The following is a 13,990-nucleotide window of genomic DNA, read 5'->3' on the forward strand; positions in this document are numbered from 1 at the left end:
CCGGAGGTGTGCACCGCGTACGCGAGCTGGTCGGGATGCGCGGGGACGCCGGGTTCAGTTGCCGAACGAGAACCAGTTGAGGTTGACGAAGTCGGCGGGTTGCCCGCTGGTGAAGGTGATGTAGACCGTGTGGGTTCCGGTCACCGAGGCGATGTTGGCCGGGACCGTACGCCAGCTCTGCCAGCCGCCGGTGTTACCGATGGCGAAGTCGCCGATCGGAGCCGCGGTCAGGCTGTCGAGGCGCACCTGGACCAGCCCGCTGACCCCGCCGGCCGCCCCGGACGCGACACGGGCCTTGAACTGGGTGGCCGCCGCGCCGCCGAAGTTGACTCCGTCGAAGCGCAGCCAGTCGCCGTTGCCGATCTGCGCGACGTTCTGCCCGCCACCGGTGTCCGTGGTGGTCTCCAGTGACGTGCCCGCCTGCGCCTGGTAGCGCTCGGCCTGGATGGTCGAGCGGGCGTCCACCCCACCTGGAGGGGGAGTGATCGTCGGAGTGGGATTGGAGCCGGAGCCGCTCTGCCAGACGGCCACGTAGTCAACGAGCATCGGGCGGCCGGAGACCGTGGCCGCGGTCGGGGTCTGCCCGGCCAGTGCGTTGGGGAACGCCCCGCCCATGGCCAAGTTGAGCAGGATGAAGTAGCCCTGGTGGCCGGTCATGTTGTTCCAGGTCCCGGCGTCGAACTGGGACTGGCTGACGCTGTGGAACTGCTGCCCGTCGACGTACCAGCGCAGCTGGTTCGGGGTGATGCTGCGGTCCCACTCGAAACGGTAGGTGTGGAACGCCGACTGGCAGGAGGAACCGGGGCACGTCCGGCTGGCGCCGATGCCGGTGGTCTCGTTGCAGGGCCCGCCGGGGTTCACACCGCAGTGGAGCACGCCCCAGACGGAGTTGATGCCGTTGACGTTCTCCATGATGTCGAACTCGCCGATGCCGGGCCAGTTCCAGTAGCTGCCGCGATACGGCGCGCCCAGCGCCCAGAAAGCGGGCCAGTAGCCCAGTGCGGCGTCACCGGTGACGTTGGGCATCTGGATACGGCCCTCGATGCGCAGGATACGGCCGTCGGCGGGTTTGAAGTCCGAGCGGCGGGTCTCGATGCGGGCGGACGTCCACTCGCTGCCGCTCTTTATCGGGGTGATGCGCAGGTTCCCGCCGCCGTCGAGGCTCAGGTTGGCGGGACTGTCGGTGTAGCGCTGGATCTCACCGGTGCCCCAGTTGGCGGGGCCGCCCGGGTAGGCGTGGCCGGTGTCGACGATCCAGTTGGCGGAGGAGGGAGGTGACCCGGCGCCGCCGGTGAAGTCGTCGCTCCAGACCAGGGACCAGCCGGAGGGGGTTGCCGGGACGGAGGCGTGGGCGGTGATGGCGATCATCATCGGCACCAGCGCGGCGACGATGATCGGGATCCATCCGAGAGAGCGCTTTCTTCTTGGGGGGTGGCTCATTCGAAACCTCTCACAAGGCGAACGAGGCGGACGGTCGAACATCGCTGCAGTATAAAGACCGATTGATACCACTGTTACGCGAAGGTTAAGCCAGGGTCAACACCCGAGTCGGAAAAAGCAGGAGAGCGCTCTCAGCGCTTGTCCGCGAGGTGTTCGGTCGTCGCTTCGCGCTCCGGACGTCCTGCCCGCGCCGCCGTTTGACGTGCGGCACCCTGCCGGGATCCGGGCGGCCGCCCGCCTTTGTCGGGGCCACGGTCACCGGGCGCCTCGGGGCGTCCGGCCGGCCGGAGGTCTGACAACGTTTTCGGATATTCGCTGACTCGAATATTTACTGTTAGGAAAGTTTCCTTTATATTCGAGTCGCCCCCCAGCGAAGGAGCAGTACATGCGCAGAACGGTCACCTTCCTCGCGACGGCGATCATCGCCATCGCCGCCACCGTGTTCATCGCCTCACCGGCCAGCGCGCACGGCTACATCTCGTCGCCGCCGAGCCGTCAGGCCATGTGCGCCCAGGGCCGCGTCTCCAACTGCGGCGACATCATCTACGAGCCGCAGAGCGTGGAGGGCCCCAAGGGCCTGCGAAACTGCCACGGAAACGTCGGTCGGTTCTCCCAGCTCAGCGACGAGAGCAAGGGCTGGCCGGCCACGAGTGTCGGCAACTCGGTCACCTTCAACTGGGTGCTGACCGCCCGCCACGCCACCAGCACCTGGGAGTACTACATCGGCAACACCCGGATCGCGGTCTTCAACGACGGCGGCAGGCAGCCCGGCGCCACGGTCTCGCACAACGTGAGCCTGGGCGGCAGGACAGGCCGCCTGAAGGTTCTCGCGGTCTGGAACATCGCCGACACCGCCAACGCCTTCTACTCCTGCGTCGACCTGCAGCGCTGACCCGTCCGACCCGCTCCCGCTCCCTCCGCGCCCCGGTGGGGGCGGGGCGGTTCCCGTCATCCTGGCCGCCGCTCGGGTTTCCCGCAGTGAGCGAGCGACCCGGCGGCGCCCTCTGGCGCCCTACCCCGCCGGGCGGCGCGCAGGGCGTCGGCGAACCGGGCGAGGTCCAGTTCCCTGGCGGGCAGGTCGCCGTTGACCACCGCGCGGGCGCACCCGCGGAACACCTCACTGAAAGCGGAGTAGTAGGAGTACTGCGGGCGTAATTCGGCCTTGCACAGGGCCTGGTGGATCTTCCCGGCCAGTTCCTGGAGCATGAGAGCGGTGATCTCAGGGTCCTCGCCGGGAGGGCCTGCGGCGGCGATGGCCGCCCCCGTCGAGGGATTCGCTCTCGTCCCCGGCGTGCAGTCCGTTCTCCCGGAGAAGCCCGTTTCCGTCCCGGGGGAAACCGAGAGCTGGTCACAGGTGCGCGGGTCGCGCCGGTATTCCTCGTAGACGGATTCGAGCACCGGCGGGTAGCCGCTGCAGGCGAACAGCCGAGCCTGGGCCTGGTGGCCGGTCAGGAAGTCGATGAGCATCCGTGCTTTCTCCGGATTGTCGGAGCGAGCGGAGATCGCCAGGTTGAAACCACCGAGGATGCCGGCGCCGGGCAGTGCGGCCATGCCGAAGCGCAGACGCCGGTGGCCGTCGTACATCGAGCGGTCTGTGGCCAGGCGGTGAAACGCGAACGGCCAGTTGCGCATGTAGGCCGCCTCCTCGTCGCGGAACGCCTGGAGGCTGCTCTCCTCCGCGGAGTCCTTCGGGCCTCGTGCGAGGAAACCGTCCCTGAAGGCGTTGAAGGTGTCCTGCTTGGAGAAGTTCTCCGCCCCGCGTGCCAGGGTGCCGTTCTCCAGCAGGGCTCGCCAGCGCGCGAGCGCCTCGCGCGTCCGCTCGCCGTTGACTCCCTCGTCCAGCACGACCCGGTCACCGTCGGTGACCCTTCCACCCGCGGACAGGACCGCCTCCAGCAGGTTGACGGTGCCCCCCTCGTAGTCGCCGAGCTGCACGGCGTACCCGCCGTTCGCGGCGGCGTACTTCCAGAGCTGCTCCGTCGTGGTGGGCACGGGCAGGTCGCGGCGATGGAACAGCAGGGGCACGTCGGTGACGAAGGGCACCGCGTACTGGACTCCGTCCACCTGGCCCGTCTTCAGGACGTTGTCCACGAAGAGGCCCGCCTTCTGTGGATCGAGAGGGTACGGAAGGAGATAGCCGCTCCGGGCGAATTCGGCGGTCCAGGCCACGTCCACCGAGAGCACGTCGTAGGCGCAGCTCCCCAGCCGGGCACGGCCCGCCATCTCGGCCCGCTCCTCGTCCGTACGCTCGGCCACCTCGACCAGGGTGACCTGGGTGGTGTGCGTGCGGTTCCACTCCTCGATCAGGTCGCGGCGGAAGCTGCCGGCGGTGATGTCGGCGCCGGTCGCCACGGTGAGCCGGTCAGGTCCTCCGCAGTCGGCGGGGAAGGCGGGCTTCCCGCTGAGGAGCGAGGGATCCCCCGCGGTGAGGGAGATGAGCACCGAGGCCAGCACCAGCCCCGCCACCACCCCGGCACCGCCCCAGCGACGCTGGCCGGGGTTCAACCTGCCGAGCAGGGCGCGCGGGCGTCGCGTCAGGCTCATCGAATCTCCTTGGCTGTGGAGATCCCGGGCTCCGGCCCTGGGAGGGAGGTCAACGGCGGTCCTTTCCACGCAGGCTGGAGATCAGGTGTCTCAGCGCCTGCCGCATGTCGGCTCCCGCCTCCACACACTCGCGGTACTTCCCCGCACGCGGGGGAGAGCGATCACAGCCGTTGTCGCCGAGGGCCAGCACATAGAGGGCGTTGACATTGGACGCGCGGGCGAGCGTCCCGCCGACGCCCTTCCCCCGTCGCTCGTTGTCGAAGACGCCCCCGTCGGTCACGACGACGAGGGCACGCCCAGGAGATCCGGCCCGCCGGTTCAGGTTCATGATCATGTCTGATATCGGGGCGTCGGAGCCCTCCGCCCTGGTACCGGCGACGCTCCTGGTCAGTTCGTCGAACTCGGCACGGCCCGCCGCCGGCTGGAGCTCCCTGACCCGGGTCCTGCGGCCGACCGTGGAGAAGGCGCTCAGCGCGAGGTCGTCACGAGGGGTGATCAGCGGTTTGATATCGGGAAAGGTCTCACGCAGGCGTACCAGCAGGGAGCGGGGCGGTGCGGTCATCGAGCCGGACACGTCGAGGGCGATCTCGGCGTCGAGCCGGGGCAGGAGACCGAAGAACCGGCTCTGGGCCTCTCGCAGTGCCGCGGGGGAGCGCACGACCGCCCTCTCGGCGGAGCGCTCACCGAAGAGCGGGTTGGCGGCCAGCCACGAGCGAAGAAGGCCGAGCACGCTCGTGCGCTCCGCACTCCGCTCGTCCGGCCAGCTGATCGTGACGAACGGGTAGTCCAGCCCGGAGAGCCCGGGAGAGAAGAACTCCTTGAGCTTGGTCATCCCGCTCGGCGCCCCCTCGGGGCAGTGGGGATCGTTGAACCGCCCGTCGTTGTAGTCCGTCAGGCTGTGAAACGGGATCACCAGGGCGGGGCTCCGGTTGAGCTCCTCGCCGCCGGTCCCGCGGCTCGCGGTCCTGAACCGGCAGAGCAGCGAGCTGACGCTCTCGGCGACGATGTCGCGCTGCTCCCGATCCACGATGTCGCCCAGGGGCATGAGGTCGGAGACCGCGACGAGCCCGGCGGTGGAGAGTTCGGGCTGCGGGTAGCTCACCGGCATGCCGAATTTCGATCGGACCACCTTCCACAGGACCGGGAGGCTGTGGCTGCCCGGCCGCCCCGCCGGCAGTTCCTTCCTGACCTTCTCGGCACGCCCGCTGATCATGCCGACCACCAGGCGGTCGGACGCGACCGACGGGCCGATGTCGAGGGTGGCGCCGCCCGCTCCCACGTCCTCGGCGACGAGCCTGGCCTCGCCGGTGCTGGTGGCGACCCAGGCGTCGGCCCGGGGACCGTACAGCCGGCGAAACGGCTCGTCACCCTCCTGGCGCGCGTCGTCGCGGTACCAGTTGTCGCCGAAGGCGTAGGCCAGTTCCCCGACCGAGGGCGCCACCCCCACCGAGATCGTGTACGGTGCGCAGCCGTCCACCAGCCTGCCCTGGACGAACAGGGCGATGCTCTCGCGCAGGGCGGTCACGTTCTCCGGGGCGGTGACGACGCGTAACTCCAGCGGCCGCTCGCAGTCGGGGGGCCAGATCCGGTGGCTCAGCCACGTTCCGCCCTGGACGACTCCCCACGGGACCGTTACGGCCGCGGCGCCGAGGAGGACGCCGAGGTAGCCGGCCGACAACTTGAGCACGAACCCCTCCAGCCGCCGGTGCCTCCGCCCTGGCATGCCCGGTGCGGGCCTTCCCGCCGCGCGACGGCGCGCGACGGCCCGTCCGGCCGGTTCGAGCCATCGGCGCAGCAGGCGGGCGAACCTTCCCAACGTCAGCAGGACGGCCACGGCCAGGCCGATCATCGCGCAGACGAGCAGGGCGAGACCCGTGCCGAGTGCCCGCACCCCGTCCGTCAGCACCGCGAACAGGGTGGTGACGCCGCCGGTGACCAGGGCGGTCGCGGCGATCTCCTTGAGCTTCGCCGGGAGGCCGCCGGGCGGGCCGGCGTCCGGGTCCCGCGAGCCGTCGGCGGGTGAGGAGGGGGAGGGGCCGGACATGGAGATCACTACCTGTTCGACGACGTGAACGAAGGGCTCTCAGACGGCCGTACTTCGAACGGGGCACTTCGGATGGCGAGGTTCCAGGCGATGGATTTTCCTGTGACAGGATTTTGACGGGGTTTCGAGGACGGCGCCTTGGCGTGAGATGAGCGGGGAGCGGCCTTTCCCGGCTCGGCTCTGGCCGCGTTAGATCCTAATCCGTCGGCCCGTCGAATGCGATGGATATCTTGATTTCACTGTCTTTTTTATCGACACTAAACATCGATTCGGACACGAGCCTCTATGTTCGTCTTATGGCTGCATTTAGTGACAGAGGAAGTGTTTGCGGCACACCGCCGTTCGCGGCCTGGTCGCACGCGGCGGCTCCCCGCAGGCGGCCCTGGCCGCTGACGGCCACGGCGGACCCGGTCGGCGGCTCGAAAGGGATGGCCGAGGGTGATCGCGGCACCACGGAAAAGGGCCTCCATTGAATGTGAATCGGAATGGTCGGTGTCGATGCCGTGGACATAGCAGCGCAAAGCGTGCAACATGGCTTTCTGTGCGCGCGTTAATTACCCGAACCTCGGTGATTCAACTCGGCGGCAATGGGGAACAGATATCGTGCGTTCAGGGTTCCCAGCGCCCGTCTGGGCAGGGGTCGGCACTGTCGAGGTGATCGTTGGCTCGTCGCACAAAAAAATTCGCCGATATGGCCACGGCGCTTCTGGTAGTTGTTGGAATCCTGGTCGGGCTGCCGATTGGAATGGTCGGAGAATATTTTCCGGAAACGGTGGCCGAGAACCGGATCACCTGGGTCGCGATTTTCGGGTTGACCGCCTTCCTCATCGTCCTGCTGACCCGGCTGATGCCGGAACTGATGAAGTCGCGCGCTCACGGCGGGCTCTTCCGGGTGCCCGAGAGAAAGGCGGGGTGGGTCCGCAGAACCGAGCTGGACGACGTGGTCTCCACTCTGACGATGAGAGGCTCGGGAACGGTCGGCCTGACCACCGGCATCGCCGGGGCGGGCGGTTTCGGTAAGACGTCCCTGGCCGTGGAGGCGTGCCACAGCGGTGAGGTGAGGAAGCGGTTCAAGGGCGGTGTCATCTGGGTCACGGTGGGCCGCGACCGCACCGGTGTCGACATCGCGGCGCTGGCCAACGACGTCACGGAGGCCGTGACGGGCACCCGGCCGGAGTTCTCCAGCCCGGAGCAGGCCGGCCACCGGATGGCCGAGATCCTGGCGGAGCGGGGCCAGACGCTGCTGGTGGTCGACGACGTGTGGAGCCTGTCACAGCTGAGACCCTTCCTGGCCGCGGCGGTGCGGTCCCGGGTGCTGGTGACGACCCGCCTGCCCAGAGCCCTTCCCCCGAACGCGATCGCGATGATCGTCGACGAGATGGCGCCGCGGGTGGCCGTCCAGTTGCTGAGCCGTGGGCTACCGCCGATGAACCCCGGCGTCGTCAACAGCCTGATGGGCCTGACGGGAAGATGGCCGCTGCTACTGGACCTCGTCAACGCGCGCCTGCGTGACGAGCACGGTGGCGGGGTGAACGCCGACGTCGCCGCCCGCCGGGCGGCCGAGCGGCTCGGCCGGGCCGGACCGGCCACCCTGGACGTCACCATTCCCCGCCAGCGGGAGACCGCGGTGCGCGTGACGGTCGAGCACAGCCTCGAAGCTCTCGGCGTGTTCGACCGTGCCCGCTTCCTTGAGCTGGGCGTCTTCCCGCAGGACGCCGACATACCGGTCGGCACCGTCGGGCTTCTCTGGCGCGCCACCGCCGGACTCACCTCCGAGCAGACCGAGCGCCTCTGCGCGAGGCTGCACGACCTGTCACTGATCGGCAGGCACGAGACGGAGGGAACGGTGCCGTCGATCACGATCCACGACGTCATCCGTGCACACCTCCGCTCGGAGTACGGGCTGGGGAGAGAGCGCGTCGAGGCGGCCAACCGCGACTTCCTCGACGAGGCCCGCGAACTGGTCCCCGACGACGACCTCGCGGCGGACGCCGAATGGTGGAGACTGCCCAGGGAGGTGCCCTATCTCTGGGACCATCTGCTGTTCCACCTCGCCGAGGGGAGAAGGCAGCGGGAGCTGGAGTCGCTCCTGCACGACGTGCGATGGTTCGTCACCCGGATACGAGCCTTCGGGGTGGCCGCGGCGGAGTCGGATCTGATGCTGTCGACCTCCCGCTCCGTCGCCGGGGTCCGGCAGCTGATCGCCCGGAGCGCACATCTGCTCACCCCCTTCGAATCGGATGCCGTCTCCACCGCGAACCTGCTGGCCCGCCTGTACGCGTTCCCGCCGATGCGGGCGTCGATCGAGCGCTACAGTCAGGAGACCGAGACCCCTTTCCTGAGAGCCCGCTGGCCGCTGCCCGACATCGGCGCCACCTGCCTGCTGGGAACGCTGACCTCGACGACGAAACGGCTGAGGGACGTTTCGATCACACCGGACGGATCGAGATTCGTCGTCCACGGCCGCGACGGTGTGCAGATATGGAAGGCCGACGGCACTACCCGGACAACGCTGGCCACTCATCGGAAGCCGGTTCACGAGGTCGCCGCCGCGCCGGACGGTTCGTGGCTGGTGACCCGTTCCGGACGCCGGAGAGTGCAGGTCTGGGGGATCGACGGCACCCAGAGAGCGATCCTGGAGAACGGCGTCGGCAGGCTTGCCGGGATGGTGGCCGCGCCGGACGCCTCGTGGCTGGCGACTCTCTCCGTGCGGGGAAGGGTCGCCCTGTGGAACCCCGAAGGAAGCAGGCGCGCCGTACTGAAGAGCGGGATCGGCAGGCTTGCCGGGATGGTGGCCGCGCCGGACGCCTCGTGGCTGGCCACCTTCTCCGTGCGGGGAAGGGTCGCCCTGTGGAGCCCCGAGGGGAGGAAGCGCCTGACCCTCAGGAGCCCGGTCAGGGTGAGGACCAAGCCGCGAACCCTGAGGGACACCCTGCTGATGCGTGGCTGGAACCAGGAGAACGAGAAGGTCTCCGGCCGGAACAGGCCGATACGCGAGGTCTCCAAGATGGCCGTCTCGCCGGACGGCGGCTGGCTGGCGACCCTCTCCGGAGACGGGAGCGTGCGCCTGTGGGGAGTCGACGGCGACGAGCGAGCCGTCCTGACGGGACACACCGGAGCGGCGCCCGGGATCCGCATCGCCCCTGACGGCGGCTGGCTGGCCACCTGGACGTCCACCGGCTCGGTCCGGCTGTGGGATTCCGACGGCAGGCAGCGGGCCGTTCTGTCCGGGCATGCCGGGGTGGTGCGTCAGGTGGTGATCGCCCCGGATGGCGGCTGGCTGGCGACCCTTTCCGAGGATCGGAGCGTGCGGCTGTGGGATTCCGACGGCAGGCAGCGGGCCGTTCTGTCCGGGCATGCCGGGGTGGTGCGTCAGGTGGTGATCGCTCCTGACAGCAGCTGGCTGGCGACCCTCTCCGGGGAGCAGAGCGTGCGGCTGTGGGAGTCCGACGGCAGCGAACGGGCAGCTCTGTCCGGGCATGCCGGGGTGGTGCGTCAGGTGGTGATCGCTCCTGACAGCAGTTGGCTGGCCGCCTGCTCGCAGGACGGGGAGATCCGGATCTGGCAGTCGGAGCGCTCCGGGCAGCAGAGCCGCAGGGGCCGGACCGGGATGGTGCGCAAGGTGACCATCTCCCCCGAGGGGAACTGGATCGCCACACACTCCGGCGACGGCTCGGTGAAGCTCTGGAACGAGGACAGGATAGAAGGAGCGACCCTCACCGTTCCCATCGAGACCGGTCACTATGGCGCGATCTCGCCGGACAAGACGTGGCTGGCCGTCTGGTCCGGTGATCACGTGATCCGGATGCGCGGAGCCGGTGGCCGCAGGAGGGCCATTCCGACGGGGCACACCGGACGCGTGCGGGGAGTGGCGATCGCCCCCGACAGCACCTGGCTGGCGACCTGGTCGGCCGACCGGACCGTACGGCTCTGGGGCGCGGGCGGCAGCAGGAGGGCGGTGCTGGCCGGTCACACCGGGCCGGTGCGCGAGGTGGTGATCGCCCCCGACAGCACCTGGCTGGCCACCTGCTCGGAGGACGGCACCGCGCGTATCTGGTGGGCCGACGGCACCGAGCGGGCAGTACTGGTCGCGAACATCCGGGCGACCGCTCACATCCTCATCTCACCGGACGGCGCCTGGCTCGCCACCCTGTCCATCTACGGAAGAATCCAACTCTGGAAACCGGACGGCAGCAGGTACGCCGCCCTGAAAAGCAGGGTGGAGGCCATAGGCGAGATCACCGTCGCCCCCAACGGCAGGTGGTTCGCCATCGTCTCGGTCAACGGGACGGCGGGCCTGTGGGGAGCCGACGGAAAGGCGCGGGCCTCGCTCAGGGGATGCCCGGGAGCGGCCCGGCAGGTGGCGATCGCCCCCGACGGCACCTGGCTGGCCGCCTGCTTCGAGGACGGCACCGCGCGCGTCTGGTCGGCCGGCGGCAGGGATCGGGCGACGCTGCCCGCGAACTCGGGAAAGATCCGCGGCGTGGCCATCTCCCCGGACAGCAACCTGCTCGCCACCTGCTCGGACGACGGAACCATCCGGCTGTGGGACAGGTACGGCGAGTCGGCGGGCGCCGGAGCCAGGGTCGAGGCGGGTCTCAACTGTCTGGCCTGGTTCCCCAACGGCTTCGGTCTGGCCGCCGGGGGAGACCAGGGCCTGTACGGCTTCGACCTCTACCCGCCCCCAGCCTGAACCAGGCCTGGAGGATCTGACAGGTCACTCGCCCCGGAATGCGTCGACCTCGTACTGGTCCCGGCTGTGCAGCCACGACTCGGCGATCTTGCCGTCGCGCATCGTGATGACGTGGGCCAGGTTGTTCTCCAGCGGAACCGAGCGGTCGGGCCTGGTCGCCGTGTACGTGGCGAGCGAACGCTCCTCGGCGGGCTCTCGGACGACGAGCGCGAGCGGCTTTCCGATCTCCTCGCCCGGCTCCTGGAGAGCATGGCGGAGTCCTGAGAGCGCGTTGGAGATGGGCGGTCAGGTTCGGTGGTGGGCTGGTTGCTCGCGCCGGGCTACGCCGGCTACCCACATCCTGAGATGTTCTTCGCCAAGGTGCGCGACCACTGCGCCCTCTGGGAGCCGCCGCAGTCGATCGGGGTGGTGCGGGAGACTTGGAAGGTGACAATCGAGAACGCCCGTCCAGGTCCGCCGGAGACCAGCCCCTCCATCGTGCTGCTCACGCTGGCGCACCGGATCGAGTCCGAGCTCGGTGCCGCCCTCGCGCCGCTCGGACTGACGGTGAGCAGGTTCGGCCTGCTTGGACACATCACCGGCGTGCCCGGCGCATCGTTCAGCGACTTGGCGCGAATGTCCGGAATCACCGTTCAGAGCGTTCATACGGCGGTGAAGGCGCTGTCCGGGGCCGGGCTCGTTCGTGACAACACCGCTCGCGCCGGGTCCGCTTCGGCCATCGAGATCACGCCCGAGGGTGCGCGTCTCATGCGGGAGGCGATGAAGGCCGTGGCCGGTGTGGACGAGCGGCTGTTCGGCCCGGACGCCGACCCGATTCAGCGTCAGATCGCCGACGTCGCACGCGCCGCGTTCGAAGGGCGTTCCCGGCTCTGATCTGACGTGCGAGACGCCTCGGACAGCAGGGGTGCCATTCCTTTGCCGCCACCTTCAGAGAGCCTGAAGCATCTGCTAAGCTTCAGGCTCCCTGAAGGCTGTGGAGAGGAGAAGCTCGTGGAAGGTGTGCTGCTGTCGGTCCATGTACTCGCCAGCATTGTGTTCGTCGGAGGCTCGGCCGTCGCGACAAGCCTGTTCTCCCGCTATGCCCCGGTCGCCGCGAGTGTCGCGGTGAGCCCGGCTGTCGCGGGCGCGTCTGCCGACCCGCGGTCGGAAACCTCGGGAGACCGCAACCGGGCCGTGGCTGTCGCGCTGCACCGCATCACCCGCGGCTACGGCGTCTTCGGCATCGTCGTGCCCGTCGTGGGAATCGCTCTGGCCGTCACCCAGGGCCGGATGGGCGAGATTTGGATAAATATCTCCATGGTCCTCACCGCCGCCGCCGGTGGTCTGCTCGCCCTGCGAATCTGTCCGGAGCAACGCGAGGCCCTCGCCAACCCCGACGACGGCAAGCGGTTGCGCACCCTGAGCATGCTCGCCGGAATCTACAACCTGCTGTGGGCGATCGTCGTGGTCCTCATGATCGTCCGCCCGGGAGCCCAGACGTGACCACCGTAAGCGGCTCAGCGAGAAGCCGCTCTCTTCAGGGAGCGGAGGAGTCGCTTTCCCGGGACGCGTGACGGCTCGTCTGCGCGGTGACATCCCCGATCAAGAAGTGCGGGCGTGAGGTGGTGCCTTCCGGGTGACTTTTGCCCTGGGGAGAGAATCTTCGATGGAAGCGGGATCGGCGGCAGGCGGACATGGTCGCCGGGAATCACGCCGCCTCGGGGCGCGTACCCGCCGGGCGGTCTGAACCCCGCTGCCGGGGGGCGATCATTCCGCGATACGGGGGATGATCTCCGTGGCTATCCTCTTCGCTCCTTCGAGGGTGCCACCGAGCAGGGCCGTGCCGCCACTGTTGTTCAGGTTGGTGCTGATCAGCATCACCACGCCGTGGGCGTACACGCAGAGGTCTCCCTTGCCGGGAACCCAGACCGCCTGGTCGGCGACACCCTCCAGGTCCTGGGAGTCGGCCGTTCTGATGTTGTCGCAGAATTCCTCGTTCCTCTCCACCCCGGCGTTTGTCAGCGGAGTGCGCATGAGAACAAGGGCATACAGCGTGCTTTTACTGTTCTTGTAGTTGCACTGCGTGGTGACGTATGAGATTCCCTGCAGGGGATCGGCGGTCGGCGCGGCCGAGGCCTCGTCCTCTATGGTGGTGCCCTCGCCGAAGACCTTCTGGGCGGCGTCCCAATCGAGCACCTGGCACGCTCTCAGCGCCTGTTCACGCGGGCCCGGACCACATCCCGCGACGAGGGCGGCGACCACCACCAGCGCCGGTAGGAGGATCTGATGTCTCCGCCGGCTCATATTGATCACGACTAAGAACGTAGGCGCGGCCGGCGAGCCGTGCAAGGGCTCATTGGCCAGAGGGCGCGCGGGAACTCCCGGCCCAGCGTGGTGGTCTATTCGGTCCTAGCGGAAGGCGGCGCCATTCTCCGAAGCCCACTGCTGGAACGATCTGGCCGGGGAGCCGGTGATCCTCGGTACCGTGTCGCGCACCTTCAGCAGCTCATCATTGATGTCTCCGCCCATCAGGTCGAGCACCGCGTCGGCGGTCTGGTCTCCCATGAAGGAGGCCATCTGCAGATGGGCCTCCTGCCGGCTGATCTCGACGAAGGCCACCTCCCGCCCCGCCGCCGCGGCGATGGCCTCGATCTGTCGCCGGGGTGTGATCCGTTCCGGACCGGTCAGTGCATACGTCCTTCCCTGGTGGCCGGGCTCGGTCAGCGCCACCCGGGCCACCGCGGCGATGTCCGCAGGATGGATGGTGGGCAGGCCGATGTCCGCGTAGGGCACTCGAACCGTCCCATGCTCGCGGATCGACTGCGCCCACCACAGGGCGTTCGAGGCGAACTGTGTCGGCCGCAGGATCGTCCAGGCCATGCCGCTGTCCCCGAGCAACTGCTCGACGGCCAGATTCTCGGCGGTGGCGGGCAGCTGCGGATGGGTCTGGACCGTGATGGACGACACGAGCACCACGTGTTCCACGCCTGCTTGCCGGGCGGCCGTGAGGACGTCGGCCTCCGCGCCCAGGCCCCGCAGCAGGGACAACGAACGCACCCCGTCCAGCGCGGGCTTCAGTGAGTCCGGCTGAGCGAGATCACCCTCAACGGCTTCGACCCCCGAAGGGAATGAGACCCGTGCCGCGTCACGGGTCAGACCTCGCAAGCGTGTGAAACCGGACGTGTGTAGTTGCCTCAGCAGAGCGCTTCCGATGTTTCCGGTTGCGCCGGTTACGAGGATCATCATCGTTTCCCTGTCGTCAGTCGGTGGTCATGGCTACGGCAGGTTAG

Annotated in this window: 9 protein-coding genes; 4 read left to right on the top strand and 5 right to left on the bottom strand. The window is 68.7% G+C overall.

From position 1 onward, the window contains the following. Positions 1-54: 54 nt before the first annotated feature. On the bottom strand, positions 55-1,440 hold the full coding sequence (locus tag ABZU75_RS08740) for a glycoside hydrolase family 16 protein (RefSeq protein ID WP_355550978.1): 1,386 nt from the start codon (positions 1,438-1,440) through the stop codon (positions 55-57). Between the two features lie 385 nt (positions 1,441-1,825). Between ABZU75_RS08740 and ABZU75_RS08745 the strand changes: the two genes are divergently transcribed. Beyond that, the gene (locus ABZU75_RS08745) at positions 1,826-2,332 is read left to right on the top strand and encodes a lytic polysaccharide monooxygenase auxiliary activity family 9 protein (protein WP_355550980.1); all 507 of its coding nucleotides are present in this window, start codon (positions 1,826-1,828) and stop codon (positions 2,330-2,332) included. A 56-nt stretch (positions 2,333-2,388) separates the two neighbouring features. Here ABZU75_RS08745 and ABZU75_RS08750 read toward each other — a convergent pair whose 3' ends face one another. Beyond that, positions 2,389-3,984: an extracellular solute-binding protein gene (locus ABZU75_RS08750; RefSeq protein WP_355550982.1), complete on the bottom strand. Its 1,596-nt coding sequence runs from the start codon at positions 3,982-3,984 to the stop codon at positions 2,389-2,391. A gap of 49 nt (positions 3,985-4,033) precedes the next feature. Next, a complete protein-coding gene (locus tag ABZU75_RS08755; protein WP_355550984.1) occupies positions 4,034-6,028 on the bottom strand; it encodes a vWA domain-containing protein in 1,995 nt (664 codons plus the stop codon). Between the two features lie 772 nt (positions 6,029-6,800). On the opposite strand from ABZU75_RS08755, the gene ABZU75_RS08760 reads away from it, so the two are divergent. The 3 genes from ABZU75_RS08760 (at position 6,801) to ABZU75_RS08770 (ending at position 12,203) form a co-directional block, all read left to right on the top strand. Next, entirely contained in the window at positions 6,801-10,721 is a 3,921-nt protein-coding gene (locus tag ABZU75_RS08760; protein WP_355550986.1) for an NB-ARC domain-containing protein, read from the top strand. Between the two features lie 297 nt (positions 10,722-11,018). Further along, on the top strand, positions 11,019-11,594 hold the full coding sequence (locus ABZU75_RS08765; protein ID WP_355550988.1) for a MarR family winged helix-turn-helix transcriptional regulator: 576 nt from the start codon (positions 11,019-11,021) through the stop codon (positions 11,592-11,594). A gap of 117 nt (positions 11,595-11,711) precedes the next feature. After that, positions 11,712-12,203, top strand: a complete 492-nt coding sequence (locus tag ABZU75_RS08770; RefSeq protein ID WP_355550990.1) for a hypothetical protein — start codon at positions 11,712-11,714, stop codon at positions 12,201-12,203. A gap of 264 nt (positions 12,204-12,467) precedes the next feature. On the opposite strand, the gene ABZU75_RS08775 is transcribed toward ABZU75_RS08770, so the two are convergent. Both ABZU75_RS08775 and ABZU75_RS08780 read right to left on the bottom strand, forming a co-directional pair. Further along, positions 12,468-13,013, bottom strand: coding sequence for a hypothetical protein (locus ABZU75_RS08775; RefSeq protein ID WP_355550992.1), 546 nt, complete (start codon positions 13,011-13,013; stop codon positions 12,468-12,470). Positions 13,014-13,109: 96 nt separating this feature from the next. Further along, complete coding sequence (locus ABZU75_RS08780) at positions 13,110-13,946, bottom strand: NAD(P)H-binding protein (protein ID WP_355550994.1); 837 nt, start codon at positions 13,944-13,946, stop codon at positions 13,110-13,112. Positions 13,947-13,990: the final 44 nt, after the last annotated feature.

Source organism: Streptosporangium sp. NPDC005286, from assembly GCF_040607515.1.
GTDB lineage: Bacteria > Actinomycetota > Actinomycetes > Streptosporangiales > Streptosporangiaceae > Streptosporangium.